Below are 13500 nucleotides of genomic sequence, written 5' to 3' on the forward strand. Positions count from 1 at the left end.
CCCCTCTGAGTGTTTTGTAACCAGGCGTAACACATGAGCCACATCCTGATCGTCGAAGACGAAGCCATCATCCGTACCGCACTGCGCAAGTTGCTGGAGCGGCACAAATACCGGGTGAGCGAAGCGGGCTCCGTGCGCGAGGCGACCAGCAAGTACCATCTCGGCGAAGTTGACCTGATCATCTCCGACCTGCGCCTGCCCGGCGCCCCCGGCACTGACCTGCTCAAGCTTGCGGGCGACGTTCCGGTACTGATCATGACCAGCTATGCCAGCCTGCGCTCGGCCGTAGACTCCATGCGTATGGGGGCCGCAGACTATATCGCCAAGCCCTTCGATCACGATGAGATGATCGCCACCGTGCGCCGGGTCATCGGCAAGGCGGAGCAGAGCCGTGCCGCCAGTAACAACCAGCAGGCCCCCAGCCGCACTATTGCCGGCATGATCGGCAACAGCCCGGTGATGCGCGAGCTCTATGCCCGCATCCACAAGGTAGCGCCCACTGACGCCACGGTGCTGGTCCACGGCGAGACCGGTACCGGCAAGGAGTTGGTTGCCCGCGCCATCCACGAGGAAAGCCGCCGGGCTGACAAACCCCTGATCTCGGTCAACTGTGCCGCGATCCCCGACACGCTGATCGAAGCGGAACTGTTCGGTCACGAGAAAGGCGCATTTACCGGCGCCCAGACCGCACGCGAGGGCCTGGTGGCCGCCGCTGACGGCGGCACCCTGTTCCTGGACGAGATTGGTGAGCTGCCGCTGGAAGCCCAGGCACGGCTGCTGCGTGTGTTACAGGAGGGCGAGGTACGGCCAATTGGTGCCATCGAGTCACGTAAAGTGGATGTACGCCTGGTGGCAGCAACCCACCGCAACCTGCGCCAGCTTGCCACCGAACGCAAGTTTCGCGAGGACCTCTACTACCGCATCAATGTGGTACAGATGAGCCTGGCGCCCCTGCGGGAGCGCGGCAAGGACGTACTGGCCATCGCAGAGCACCTGCTACAGAAGTTTTGCACCAAGGTGGGGCGAGCAATCCTGAAGCTCTCCCCGGAAGCGGTACAGGCGGTAACGACCTACACCTGGCCGGGTAACGTGCGGGAACTGGAGAATGCGATCCAGCGTGCCGTAATCCTGACCGAGGACAACAGCACCGAAATCGATCACAAGACGCTGGATATCGACCTGGACCTGGTACCGGTGGAAGAGGCCGATCCGGAGCGCCGCCCCCGCAGCCTGCACTCCGATCCCCGCGAGGACCTGTCCCTGGAAGACTACTTTGCCCGCTTCGTGCTCGAGCACCAGGACACCATGAGCGAGACGGAACTGGCCAAGAAGCTGGGCGTCAGCCGCAAGTGCCTGTGGGAACGCCGACAGAAGCTGGGGATCCCGCGCAAGAAGAGCCGCCGCGCAGCCGCAGAGGCCTCCTGACCACCTCCCGATCCCCCCTTTCCGGGCTGCTCCTGCGGCCCTTTCTCCTCGCAGCCGCGCCAGAAACCTGACCTTCCTGACTTTTCATCCATGGTGCGGCTGGCCGGATGATTACCGTACGGCCAGAAAGTTCCCACCTGGAGCACTCAAAGTGTTACCCCGGTCTCACCGTCCGTAACAACTGCGGCGACTTACGTAACGCCGGGCCCGGGCTTTGTGGCACAAAATTTTACCCCAAAAACCATAAGTCATTGATTTTAAAGGACTTTAAAAAGTTGGCACGCTAAATGCTTTCTTACTAGTACAACAATGAAGAACAGCCAAGAATAAAAATAAATGACTGTTTAAGCCCTAAGAACAACTGACAATAAGTGGGCGCAACACAATAAGAATAAAGGGGCGGTCGACAATAAAAGCAAACAGTGACCAAAACCTGAACAACAATAACAACAAACAATAACAATAAAGAATAAAAATAAAGAAAGCAGAACAAAAATAACCACAAGCGCGTTACAAACTGACTGATTGTACCTGGGAGAGGGTGTTTGCTAGACAGCAAATTGATAGCGCAAGGATGCCGCTGCCTTCATAGCCATAACAATAACTCCCTTTACTCCTTTCTCTTTGGAATGGAGAGTCTGTAAGGGGGCGGTTGCTGCCAGCACCGCCACCATCCTATCCCCCCCTGAGCTTTCCCCCTGTTCAAGCAAGCGCCGGGCCGTCCATGGCTGTGGTAGAATTCGCGCGTCAATCCAGACGGGATCTATCGCCACACGTTGGCAGCAGTCAAGACAGACAGCCGTATGCTCAATTCCCTGATCAGCAGTATCAAGCGCTGGCGCAAGCCGGCCAGTAACAACACCCTGCGTGTTATCCCGCGCAGCGACCACAACCTGTCCCGGCGCGATATCAGCCGCGCGGCGCTGACCGTCCTGAAGCGCCTCCAGGAGGCGGGCTTCGAGGCCTACATTGTCGGGGGCGGCGTACGCGACCTGCTGCTGGGCGGTCACCCCAAGGACTTCGATGTCGCCACCGATGCGACACCGGAGGAGGCGAAGAAACTCTTCCGTGGCGCGCGTATTGTCGGCCGGCGCTTCCGCATCCTGCATGCCCGCATCGGACGGGAAATTATCGAGGTCACCACTTTCCGGGGGCACCACAGCGAGGGCGAGGACCACGAGGCACAGCAGTCCGAGCATGGCATGCTGCTGCGGGACAACGTCTATGGTGACCTGAAGAGTGATGCCGTAAGGCGTGACTTTACGGTCAACGCCCTCTACTACACCACCAATGGTTTCGAAATCCACGACTACACCGGTGGTGTGAAGGATATCGAGGACCGCCTGATCCGGATGATCGGCGACCCGGAGACACGCTATAAGGAAGATCCGGTACGGATGCTGCGAGCTGTTCGCTTCGCCGCCAAGCTGGATTTCCAGATCGAACCGGATACGGCCGCCCCGTTGCGGGAGCTGGCCCCCCTGCTGCGCAATATCGCGCCTGCACGGCTGTTCGACGAAGTACTCAAGCTGCTGATGAGCGGTCACGGCGAGCGTACCTTTGAGCTGATGCGGGAGCACGGCCTGTGGCAACACCTGTTCCCTGAAAACGATGCCCTGCTCGGCGACGCGACAGCCCTGGAACTGACCCGGATTGCCTTGCGCAACACCGACGACCGAATCCGCGCCGACAAGCGCGTCACCCCCGCTTTCCTCTATGCCGCCCTGCTCTGGCCTGCGGTCAACCGCGAGCAGCAGCGACTGACAGGCAAGGGAACTCCGCCGGTACCGGCCCTGGCGGGTGCGGCGCAAAAGGTGATTGGCGCCCAGCTGGCGCACACGGCCATTCCCAAGCGCTTCTCCCTACCCATGCGCGAGATCTGGGAGATGCAATCGCGCCTGCCCCGCCGCAACGGCTCGCGGGCACAGCGACTCAGCGAGCACCCGCGTTTCCGCGCCGCCTACGATTTCCTGCTGTTGCGCGAGGAGTGCGGTGAGATAGCACCGGGACTTGGCCAGTGGTGGACCGATTTCCAGCAGGCCGATGCGGATAGCCGCGAGCAAATGGTCAGCAAATTGCCGCGTTCCGGTGACGGCCGGCGCAGGAGTCGCGGCGGTCGTCGCCGGAAGCCCCGCTCTTCCGCGCCACGCCAGGACTGAATACCATGCAGCGATGTTACGTCGGCCTGGGCAGTAACCTCTCGCAGCCGCAGCGACAGCTGCAGGATGCGCTTGCCGCAATGGGCAGCACTCCCGGCATCCGCCTGCTGCGCTGCTCCAGCTTTTATCGCAGCGCACCGGTCGGCCCGGGGGACCAGCCCGACTACATCAATGCGGTCGCGGAGCTGGAAACAGCGCTGGCCCCGCACGAATTACTCGACCGGCTGCAGCAGATCGAGTCCGACCAGGGGCGGGAACGCGATGTTCGCTGGGGGGCGCGCACGCTTGACCTGGATATCCTGCTGTTCGGCCAGGACACGCTGGATACGCCCCGACTGCAGGTCCCGCATCCACGCATGGGTGAACGCAATTTCGTGCTATTACCACTGGCAGAACTGGCACCTGCACTGGTTTTACCTACGGGTGAGTCCCTGGCGGCCCTGCTGCGGCAGTGCCCGTCGAATCGCCTGGAGAAGCTCTGACGCAGTCGCCCGGACCGGATCCGGTTGCGCGGGCGAGGATGGAACAACAGAAAAAGGAGTAGAGGCCGGTGTCTACTGAAACCGAGATCCCGCCGTCGATGGAACCCGATATCTCCGCCGCCGCCCCGCCCCGCTTTATCGCGGTGGAGGGTAATATCGGCGTGGGCAAAACCACCCTGGCGAAGAAGCTTGCCGCCACTTTCAATTACGATACGCTGCTGGAACTTCCGGAGGAAAACCCGTTCCTTGAACGCTTCTACCGGGATCCCAAAAGTGCCGCTTTACCGACCCAGCTGCACTTCCTGCTGCAGCGCTCGCAGCAGATCCAGTCGCTGCGCCAGGACGATATATTCAATCCGGTGCGCGTTTCCGATTTCCTGATCGAGAAAGACCAGCTGTTTGCCGAGGTCACACTGGATGCCGACGAGCTGGAGATCTACCAGCAGGTATACCGGCACCTGACCCTGCAGGCCCCCAAGCCAGACCTGGTGATCTACCTGCAGGCTCCGCTAAATGTGCTGCAGGAACGCATCCGCACCCGCGGCATTGCCGCCGAGCGCTCTATCAGCAATGAATACCTCGCCACCCTCAACGAGGCCTATACCCAGTTTTTCCACTACTACGACGAGGCCCCGCTGCTGATCGTCAACAGTGAAGATATCGATATCGTCAGCCGCCAGGATGACTACTGCCAGCTGGTGGAATACATGCTGAACATCACCAGTGGCCGCCACTACTACAACCCGGGGAACTGATCTCATGCCTTACGGACCCTCAGCGCTGACCAAGCCAGTTACCGTGCAAACACTCCAACGAATGAAGGCCGACGGTGAGAAATTTATTACGGTGGCCCTATACGACGCCCCCATGGCAGCCATGGCCCAGAAGACCGGGGTGGAGGTGCTACTGGTAGGCGACTCCCTGGGAATGACCGTGCTGGGCTACGACAGCACCATCCCGGTCACCATGGACCATATGATCTACCACGTGGAAGCGGTGGCCCGGGGAAATAAAAAGTCGCTGATCATGGGCGACATGCCTTTCATGACCTACGCCACCCCGGAGCAGGCCCTCGCCAACGCCACCCGCATCATGCAGGCCGGCGCACATATGGTGAAAATCGAGGGCGGCGCCTGGCTGGCGGAAACCGTCCGTATGCTCACGGATCGGGGCATCCCGGTCTGCGCCCACCTGGGCCTGACACCCCAGTCGGTACACAAGCTGGGAGGGTTCCGGGTACAGGGCCGCGACGAGGACACCGCCGGTACCATCCTCAGTGATGCCGCGCTGCTGGACGAGGCCGGCGCGGACCTGCTGGTACTGGAGTGCGTGCCGTCGACGCTGGCCAGGCGCATTACCGAAGCCGTCTCCATGCCCACCATCGGCATTGGCGCGGGCCGCGATACCGATGCGCAGGTGCTGGTAATCAACGATATCCTTGGCCTTACGGAAAAGCCGCCGAAGTTCTCAAAGAATTTCCTGGTAGAAGCCGGGGATATTCCCGGCGCGCTGCACAAGTACGCCGAGGACGTGAAGGCCGGCACCTTTCCCGATGACAGCCACACCTTTGGTTAAGCGGATGTAAACCCGATGGAATTCGATGTATTGATGTCCCGCAGCCGCGCAGCCGGCGCCACAGTGGAAATCCCGGAGGGCTGGGCCCAGGGGCGCGCCACCTTTGGCGGGCTGGTGGCAGCCATGCTGTACGAGCAGCTGACCGCACAGGTCGATCCGGACAGTACCCTGCGCTCGATCACCTTTTCCTTCGTCGCCCCCGTCGCCGCGGGCCCGGTCTCACTGCAGGGCAGCGTACTGCGCGCCGGGCGCTCGGTGAGCCAGGTGGAAGCGCGGATGGAACAGGACGGCCAGGTGGTACTGGCGGCTTTTGCCAGTTTCGGCAGCAGCCGCGATTCCAGTATTCATGTGCCCGCGGACACCGCCCCGCACTTTGTCGCCCCCGAGGAGCTCCAGCCGCTGCCCTATATCGAGGGCCTGGTGCCGGAATTCACGCAGAAATTTGACTACCGGATTTCCGCCGGCGACATGCCCTTCAGCGGCAGTGCGAGCAACCGGTTCGGGGGCTGGGCTCGCTTCCGCGGCGAAGAAGCCGCCACCAGGCGGGTAGAGATAGGTCACCTGCTTGCCCTGATCGACGCCTGGCCGCCGGCAGTCCTGCCGATGCTCAAGCAACCGGCCCCCGCCAGCTCACTGACCTGGACTCTGGAGTTTATGGAACCATTGCCGGAAGCCACCTGTGGTGACTGGTGGCAGTACCTGGCCGACGTGGAGCAGGCCGCTGACGGTTACGCTGTCGCCCAGGCGCGCCTGTGGAGCCCCGCGGGCAAACCGGTCGCTTTCAGCCGCCAGACCGTGACCGTGTTTGGTTAACCACCGAGCCACGCATTACGCTTTCGCTCAACGCGCCCTGACCTCCTGATAAGGCCGGCAGGGTGCAATAAGCGCATTCCTGAAGGGCCTTCGCCAGGGCCCATGGCCGAAGCTACAACCAATTTTTCCAGCGAAAAATAACAAGCTGGACGATGACCGCCACAACCAGCAAACCGCTGAACAGGTAAAAGGCCCCCGGGTTTTCCGCCCCGGGGATACCTCCCACATTCACCCCCAGCAGACCGGTCAGGAACCCCAGGGGCAGGAAGATGGCGGCGACGACGGAAAGTACATACATGCGGCTGTTGAGCTGTTCGGAGATGCGGCTCATCAGCTCTTCCTGGGTAACCGCGGCGCGCTCGCGCACGGCATCGATATCCTCGATATGACGGAGCAGGCGGTCACTCACCTCTCGCAGCTGCAGGCGACTGCCTTCCTGCATCCAGGGGGCTTTCTCCTGGACCAGCCTGGCGAGCGCTTCCCGCTGCGGCGCAAGATAACGACGCAGGGTGATGGTCTGCTTGCGCAGCCGGGCCAGGTCCACCCGCAGGGCCGCACTGCTGCCATCGAGCACCCGGTCTTCGAGGCTGTCGATGGTATCCTCGAAAGACTCCACCGTCGCGCCCATACGCCACACCAGCAGGTCCGCCAGCTCCACCAACAGGCTGGCACTGTCCCGTGGCCCCCGCCCATTGTGGATATGCTCCTGCAATTCGGTTACCGACAGCAGGCGCCGCTTGCGGGTGCTGATCACCCGGTGCTCTTCCACCCACAGCCGGATCGAGACCATGTCCTCCGGCTGCGATTCAGGGTTGAGGTTCACCCCGCGCAACGCAACCAGCAGACCGTCATCGATCGACGTGGTGCGTGGCCGGGTCTCCTCCGTCAGCAGGGCCTCGGCCACCAGTGAGGGCACGTCGTCCCGGCCCCGCAGCCATGAGGCAACGCCATCGTCGGTGTAATCCAGGTGCAGCCAAAGGCAGCCCTGCTCCGGAGTCCATTGCTCGACATCAGGCCAGGACAGCGCCCGGCCCCCGCCACGCCCGTCCAGTAACAGGGCATGCAGCAGGCCTGCCTGCTCCCGTTGCCCGCTCCCTGCAGCCGCAGTAACCATTTACTCGCGCTCCAGTTCCAGCCAGGCGGTGCGGCGCTCACCCGGACCCAGTTGCCAACTGTCGGCAAAGGCATTGCCGTGCTCTACGCATACGAACCCGGCATAGTGCTCGCCCACATCTGCAAGCGTGGCTGCCAGCTCGGCGCCCGGGTTCCAGGTAATCACGGAACAACAATCACCACTGTGCGCCTGAATCGGTGCACGTGTCTCAATCCGCTGGGTATCGCCTGCGTGTTCGTAGACCCGGTCCACTTCGCCGGGAAAGCGGACCGCGCCTTCCTGCCGGGCCGGTTGCAGCCCGCGGGTATTGTCCAGGTAGCCGGTATCCTCCAGGCCGTGCACCCGGATATCGTGCACGTTATCCACCGGGAAATAGGTATGCCAGGCCCAGCTGAACCTGGCTGGCTCATCGGCGGAATTTTCCAGGTCCAGCGCCAATCGCAGTTTTTTGCCAAGCTGCAGGGTGACACGGCAATTAAAAGGCGTGAAATCCTCATCACCGGGGTGACAGTAGGTAAACACTAACTCGCGGATACCGCCCGGCAGCTCCCTGACAGCATCCAGCTCCCACGACCTGGTACGTGCCAGTCCGTGCTTGGGCCTGGCGGGATCCGGGTGAACGCCAAACCATGGCAGGCACAGGGGAATACCGCCCCGCACTGCCTTGCCCGGCTCAAATACCGCCGCGGGACTCAGCCACAACAGGGGCTCGTGACCCTTTGCCTGGAATTCGAGTAACTGCGCCCCCTGCAGGGCAACTACCGCCCGGCAGAGGTTGGTCTCCACCACCACCAACTCCAGCCCGGGCTTGCCATAGAGGGCGCCACTGTCGGTATATGTGACGTTTCCGGTTTGTACCTGCTCACTCACAGCGGGTTTATCTCCTCTCAATCCTTCCGGGACTCGATAACCGTCCCGCTTGTCTTATCGATATGCAACTTCAGCCCTTGCTGAGATGAGCCAGCGCGCCGGCATTGCGCTCCCAGTTCCGGCCATCAAACGGCTCCACCTTTACCCCTTCGGGCAGTTGATCCAGGCAGCGCAGGTTGATGCTGTAACCGTCGGGGTTGGAGCGCGGGATGTAGAAAGACTTCACCCCACAGTGACGGCAGAAATAGTGCTTGGCCACACCGGAATTAAATGTGTAACAGGTGAGGTCGCCCTCTCCCTGCTGCAGGTCGAACGCCGAAGCGGGCACGATCAGGTGCTGGAAACCCACCATTTCACACATGGAGCAGTTACAGGCATGGGCGACCAGCGCCTCCCCCGGCCGGCGGGGTATACGCGCTTCAAAACGAACAGCGCCACAGTGGCAGCCACCCTGCAGTTCCCAGTGGGAGTTACCATCCATTCTCACCCCTCCTTTGCTCGAATAGCGGCCGTGCGCAGAGCAGCGTCAGTACCGCCAGCGCCAGCAGCAGGTGGAACCAGTTGAGCCGTGGCATGCCCAGCAGCTCCACATGGCTGGTGCCCACCAACAGACTGGCGACCACAACCAGCACCGGGCCACAGGCCAACAGGCACGCGGGTAGTGTCGACAGCCCCCCTCGCAGGCGACCGATTATTGCTGTGGCAAACCAGGCCCCCAGCCCCAGCATACTGAGAAGCCGACCTGCCGGGCCGGCGTCGGTCATCAGTAACACCGCGACCGCTGTCGCCACGGTCAGCACCACGTAGGCCGGAGGCCGGCTGCGATAGCCGAGATCGGGCTTCAGGGCGACCCATATGAGTGCCAGTCCGGAAAGCAGGAAGGTCAGCTGCCCGGAGAGACCGGACAGGATCCGGTGCAGTCCGTTGACACCGGGATCAATGGTGTAGCGATAGGCGCCAACCAGCGCAGCCATCGCCAGCAGCGACATTCCCGCCACCACCAGCAGGGACGGCGACAGGCAACGATCCCGCGCGATATACCAGTACTGGCTGGCAACCAGCAGTGCAGCCAGCGCCAGCAGGACTTCCAGCAGCCAGAAACTTACCAAGGGGTCGCTCTCCCGTTATTGTTTATTGGGATTCTAACGGACTGGGACGGGGATTGCTCTGGGGCAAATAAAAATGCCCCGGCGGGCCGGGGCATTGGAGAGGTACATTCCCGCTAAGAGAAGCAGGACGAACGTCGCTTAAAAGTCCATGCCGATTGAGAGCTGCAGACGACGCGGATCATAGTAGCTACGCGGTTCGCCAAAGGCGAAGTAGCCTACCTCGGGATCGATATTGTAACCAGTCTGGCGATTAAACACGTTGAACAGGTCTGCACGGAACTTCAGCGTGTAATCTGCATACACATTGAAATTCTGGGTGTAGTTCAGGTCCATTTGCCAGTGGCTATCAGTACGGCGGCTACCTGCCGGTTCGGCATAGCGGTTAGTGGCGCTAGAATAACCATAGACGCTGCCATCCCAGGCTTCCCAGGGTTCGCCAGACTGGTACACAAAATAGGCACCGACATTGGCCTTCCAATCCAGGGTGTACTGGCCAAAGAACTTCAGCAGGTTTGGCTTGTCACCACGAAGTGTACCGTCCTTGTTATCCCAGACCTGGCGACCAGCACCATCCGCGAGATACGAAGAGCCAATAAAGGTATTGGCATCGTTGGTCCAGGTGGTGTTGTCCTGGTCGAAGTTGCCACGATAACGGCTGCGGGTGTAGGAGGCGTTCAGGTAAGTGCGCTCCCCCATCCAGGAGGCTTCGAGACTGAACTCCAGGTACTTCGTATAAGCATCATCCAGTTCGGCGATCACGTAACTCGAGCCGCTACCGATCTGCTCGAGTTTCTCATCGAGATCGGGGATGTAGAGGCCTTTTGCAGCGATGTCATCCGGCACACAGGTCTGGTTGTCTTCGGGACCGTAGCAACCATAAGTACGCGAGCCATTCCACGTATCTTCCCAGAAATGCGAGCCTTCACGGTAACGTAGATGCGAACGCAGGCTGATGCCATTGTCGAACTCTTTGGTTGTGCCGAGTGTCAGTTCGTCAACCCTGCGGGGATCCAGGTCATCTGCAAACAACTTGCCAGATGAACCTTCTCGAGGTGTGGAGCTGATGTAATTGCCGTTTTCATCCCAGTAAACCTCCACTGTGGCGCGGCTGTTACGATCCCATGACGCGGCACGGGCAAGGGAGGAGGCTGCCGGGTTGTACTGGGCGAAACTGGCGAAAACCGTATCGACACCGTTGTAGGCCCAGGTAACCCCGAGGCGCGGCTGGATCATATCTTTCCAGTCGACCTTGTACATTTCGTATTTGTTGCCCGGTGCGGCCTCGTAGCCCGAAATGGTGTTGGCCTCACGCAGCCCCTGGCCATACAGGGTGTCCTGGCTGATCAGGAAGCCCACATCGAAGGTGAAATCCCCCCAGGCAATCGAGTCGTTAACTTCGAAGTTCTGGGTCTCTGTGAAGGAGTCGATGGGTGGCACTCTTCCACCATCCTCACCGATGAAGCTCATCTGCTCGGTATAAGCACGGAAACGCGCATTATCCGGGGCATTAACATCCTCTGCTCCATCTATGACACTAATAGAACCCCAGCCATTAGACAGGCGAGCCAGCTCCTCGTGACCTTCCGACCACTGGTAGCCAACATGGATCTCGTGAGAAGTGGAGCCAATCTCAAGGCTATGGTCCAGTGCGATTTCAAAGCTTTCACGATAGAAGTTTTGCACATTGGACTGATAGTAAGCACCGACACCGCCACCGCCGACACGAGTACCGTTTTCGTCATAACCGTATTGGTTAATATAGGGTGCTACGGCAGCATTCCAGGCATCATCGTTATCGCGAAAATCGGGCACATTGAAATAGCCCAATTGATCCAGACTGGCAGCATCGAGCATCTGCCCAATCGCAGGTTGTACACCCAGTCGGGTATCCGGCACACCCGCAGTTTCAAGCGCGTAGTCGCTGTACTGGAAGCTGAGCGTGGTCGCGTCGTTGATAATCCATGAGCCGTCAAGAGAGAGAATGTCCTGGCCGGACTCCTCCCCTACCGATACCGAATCTGCCTCATCGAAGGAAATAGAAGCGCCTTCATTAACCCGGTCTGAAGTACGGTATGCCGCGTTGAGCAGCACATCCTCAATCGGTGCCCATGTCAGCTTGCCGTAATACTCATCACGCTCACTGGAGTAATCCTTGGTCGGTCCGTAGGCTGTTTCTTTATTGTCCCGGGATTCGCGCGGGCCATAGTAGGAACCATAGAAAAACAGCTGATCCTCGATAATGGGACCACCTACATTTGCAGTCATCCAGCTGTAGTCGGTCTCGGCCTTGGTGCCCTCTTCCGTCTTTTCGCGCATATCGGCTGTCTGGAACTTGTATTCCACACTACCTTTGTACTCGTTAGTACCGGACTTGGTTTTGGTGTTGACGGTAATACCACCAGACCGGTTGAAACCTATCGCTCGCGCGCCGCCTCGCTCAACAGACAGTTGCTCAACATCCTGGCTGGAAGGCTCCGCCGACAGGGTGCCGAACATCGGCAATGTTACGTTCACACCATCAAAATTGTAGACATTGTCCTGACCACTGCCGCCGGCGCTGGGACCGCGAACAGAGTTCTGGGTGTACTGTACACCGGGGGCCAGCTTTATCAGGTCTCTCAAGTCCTGGCCGACGGGCAACCCCTTGATCACATCCGCCCCAATGGCATCAGACAGCGAGGAGTTGCCACCGACAGTAATTGCCTCACCGGTGACCACCACCTGTTCAAGGTCCCCTTCTACCTGGGGCGTCAGGCTCATGTCCACCATCGTCATCTGGTCAAGCAACACCTCTGCTTGCACAGTGCGCGTTGTCCCGTCTGCAGAAGTGAAGGTCAGCTGGTAGATACCGGGAATCAGCATGGGTAGCCGAAACTCACCATCCTCGTCAGTGGTTGCAGTCCGGCCGCGCGGCATTACGCTACTAGTGGCCTTGACGGTAACCCCTTGGGCCTCAATACCTTCATCGAGGAATACCTGGCCCTCAATACTGCCAACCTGCTGTGCCATCGCAGTTGCTGAGAACATAACCCCCGCAGTGACAGCGGCGGCACGCGCGAAGTTGGAAGCGCCTTTCAGCGATTCCAGTGTGCTACTGAGTTTTTTCTTGTGGAACATGAGTGAGTCTCCCAGACTGTTTTATCTTTATTTCCTGGAACGGTCTTCCGCCCTGATAATCCGCGCCGCCTTCCCCGGGTGCCTCCCCGGATTACAGTCAGCGCGATCATCCCGCCTGCGTATCACAACCCCACTCGCAGATCGGGAACGACTAAATACTTTATGTACGCCCAATTAAAGTCGAGGAATATCTTATTCCTAAGTGCATTCTGCGGATTTTTTTAATGAATCGCGACAGAAAAATGATAAAAAATTCAAAAAAATATTCTTGAAGTATCTTAATGGCAGGTAAGACAGTCAATTATTCCGGGTTTATTCCTGCCGAAGGGGGAACCTTTAACTTGAAGTACCCAGGAAATTTCGCAGTTGCCAGCCGGCCTCCCCGCAGGGCCAGGTAAGAACTTTCATTTTTGGTGTGTACGATCGTACAAGAATTGGTGAGGGAGACTTTGTAGATACGGGACAGGAAGGATCCGGCGTGTCCCGCAACCACCGACAGGACAGCGCCCCGGGCGATCACAAGGATCGCCCCTACATCAGGGCACGGGATATAGGAACCAGTAGGGGCGGATCTTGTATCCGCCCAATCCCACGCACAGGGAACCGGCAGCCCGGGCGATCACAAGGATCGGCCCTACACCAGGGCACGGGGTAAGGGACCTGTGGGGGCGGATCTTGTATCCGCTCTTCCCGGGCACGGAGAACCGACGGACCGGACGATCACAAGGATCGCCCCTACACCGGGGCGCGGGGCAAGGAACCTGTAGGGGCGGATCTTGTATCCGCCCTTCCCGGGCACGGAGAACCGACGGACCGGGAGATCACAAGGATCGCCC

11 protein-coding genes are annotated in these 13500 nt (G+C 59.9%); 6 read left to right on the top strand and 5 right to left on the bottom strand.

The features are described 5' to 3' along the window. The first annotated feature begins 33 nt into the window (after nt 1–33). The 6 genes from LVE68_RS05955 (at nt 34) to LVE68_RS05980 (ending at nt 6454) form a co-directional block, all read left to right on the top strand. Nucleotides 34–1425 (top strand): sigma-54-dependent transcriptional regulator, encoded by a 1392-nt coding sequence (locus tag LVE68_RS05955; protein ID WP_233006107.1) that lies wholly within the window; start codon nt 34–36, stop codon nt 1423–1425. A gap of 803 nt (nt 1426–2228) precedes the next feature. Beyond that, complete coding sequence (gene pcnB, locus LVE68_RS05960) at nt 2229–3584, top strand: polynucleotide adenylyltransferase PcnB (RefSeq protein ID WP_233006108.1); 1356 nt, start codon at nt 2229–2231, stop codon at nt 3582–3584. 5 nt (nt 3585–3589) lie between these two features. Beyond that, on the top strand, nt 3590–4066 hold the full coding sequence (gene folK, locus LVE68_RS05965) for a 2-amino-4-hydroxy-6-hydroxymethyldihydropteridine diphosphokinase (RefSeq protein WP_233006110.1): 477 nt from the start codon (nt 3590–3592) through the stop codon (nt 4064–4066). Nucleotides 4067–4164: 98 nt separating this feature from the next. Beyond that, nucleotides 4165–4821, top strand: a complete 657-nt coding sequence (locus LVE68_RS05970) for a deoxynucleoside kinase (protein WP_233006685.1) — start codon at nt 4165–4167, stop codon at nt 4819–4821. A gap of 4 nt (nt 4822–4825) precedes the next feature. Beyond that, entirely contained in the window at nt 4826–5641 is an 816-nt protein-coding gene (panB, locus tag LVE68_RS05975) for a 3-methyl-2-oxobutanoate hydroxymethyltransferase (RefSeq protein ID WP_233006111.1), read from the top strand. Nucleotides 5642–5656: 15 nt separating this feature from the next. Continuing rightward, nucleotides 5657–6454 carry an acyl-CoA thioesterase gene (locus LVE68_RS05980; RefSeq protein WP_233006112.1) on the top strand — a complete coding sequence of 266 codons (798 nt, stop codon included), beginning with the start codon at nt 5657–5659 and terminating at the stop codon, nt 6452–6454. A gap of 112 nt (nt 6455–6566) precedes the next feature. Here LVE68_RS05980 and zntB read toward each other — a convergent pair whose 3' ends face one another. The 5 genes from zntB to LVE68_RS06005 all read right to left on the bottom strand — a co-directional run bounded on the left by zntB (nt 6567) and on the right by LVE68_RS06005 (nt 12664). Then, nucleotides 6567–7568, bottom strand: coding sequence for a zinc transporter ZntB (zntB, locus tag LVE68_RS05985; RefSeq protein ID WP_233006113.1), 1002 nt, complete (start codon nt 7566–7568; stop codon nt 6567–6569). After that, nucleotides 7569–8438, bottom strand: coding sequence for a D-hexose-6-phosphate mutarotase (locus LVE68_RS05990; protein WP_233006114.1), 870 nt, complete (start codon nt 8436–8438; stop codon nt 7569–7571). Nucleotides 8439–8508: 70 nt separating this feature from the next. Next, entirely contained in the window at nt 8509–8919 is a 411-nt protein-coding gene (locus LVE68_RS05995; protein ID WP_233006116.1) for a GFA family protein, read from the bottom strand. Further along, nucleotides 8909–9547 carry a hypothetical protein gene (locus LVE68_RS06000; RefSeq protein WP_233006117.1) on the bottom strand — a complete coding sequence of 213 codons (639 nt, stop codon included), beginning with the start codon at nt 9545–9547 and terminating at the stop codon, nt 8909–8911. The genes LVE68_RS05995 and LVE68_RS06000 overlap by 11 nt, the downstream gene beginning before the upstream one ends. Before the next feature lie 138 nt (nt 9548–9685). Beyond that, nucleotides 9686–12664, bottom strand: coding sequence for a TonB-dependent receptor (locus tag LVE68_RS06005; RefSeq protein ID WP_233006118.1), 2979 nt, complete (start codon nt 12662–12664; stop codon nt 9686–9688). Nucleotides 12665–13500 lie beyond the last annotated feature (836 nt).

The sequence above is a fragment of the Microbulbifer sp. YPW16 genome (assembly GCF_021290385.1).
GTDB classification, from domain to species: domain Bacteria; phylum Pseudomonadota; class Gammaproteobacteria; order Pseudomonadales; family Cellvibrionaceae; genus Microbulbifer; species Microbulbifer zhoushanensis.

Coding starts and splice junctions, on each gene's coding strand:
- LVE68_RS05970 (WP_233006685.1), top strand. CDS start 4,165: ATGGAACCCGATATCTCCGCCGCCGCCCCGCCCCGCTTTATCGCGGTG.
- LVE68_RS06005 (WP_233006118.1), bottom strand. CDS start 12,664: ATGTTCCACAAGAAAAAACTCAGTAGCACACTGGAATCGCTGAAAGGC.
- pcnB (WP_233006108.1), top strand. CDS start 2,229: ATGCTCAATTCCCTGATCAGCAGTATCAAGCGCTGGCGCAAGCCGGCC.
- LVE68_RS05955 (WP_233006107.1), top strand. CDS start 34: ATGAGCCACATCCTGATCGTCGAAGACGAAGCCATCATCCGTACCGCA.
- LVE68_RS05995 (WP_233006116.1), bottom strand. CDS start 8,919: ATGGATGGTAACTCCCACTGGGAACTGCAGGGTGGCTGCCACTGTGGC.
- panB (WP_233006111.1), top strand. CDS start 4,826: ATGCCTTACGGACCCTCAGCGCTGACCAAGCCAGTTACCGTGCAAACA.
- zntB (WP_233006113.1), bottom strand. CDS start 7,568: ATGGTTACTGCGGCTGCAGGGAGCGGGCAACGGGAGCAGGCAGGCCTG.
- folK (WP_233006110.1), top strand. CDS start 3,590: ATGCAGCGATGTTACGTCGGCCTGGGCAGTAACCTCTCGCAGCCGCAG.
- LVE68_RS05980 (WP_233006112.1), top strand. CDS start 5,657: ATGGAATTCGATGTATTGATGTCCCGCAGCCGCGCAGCCGGCGCCACA.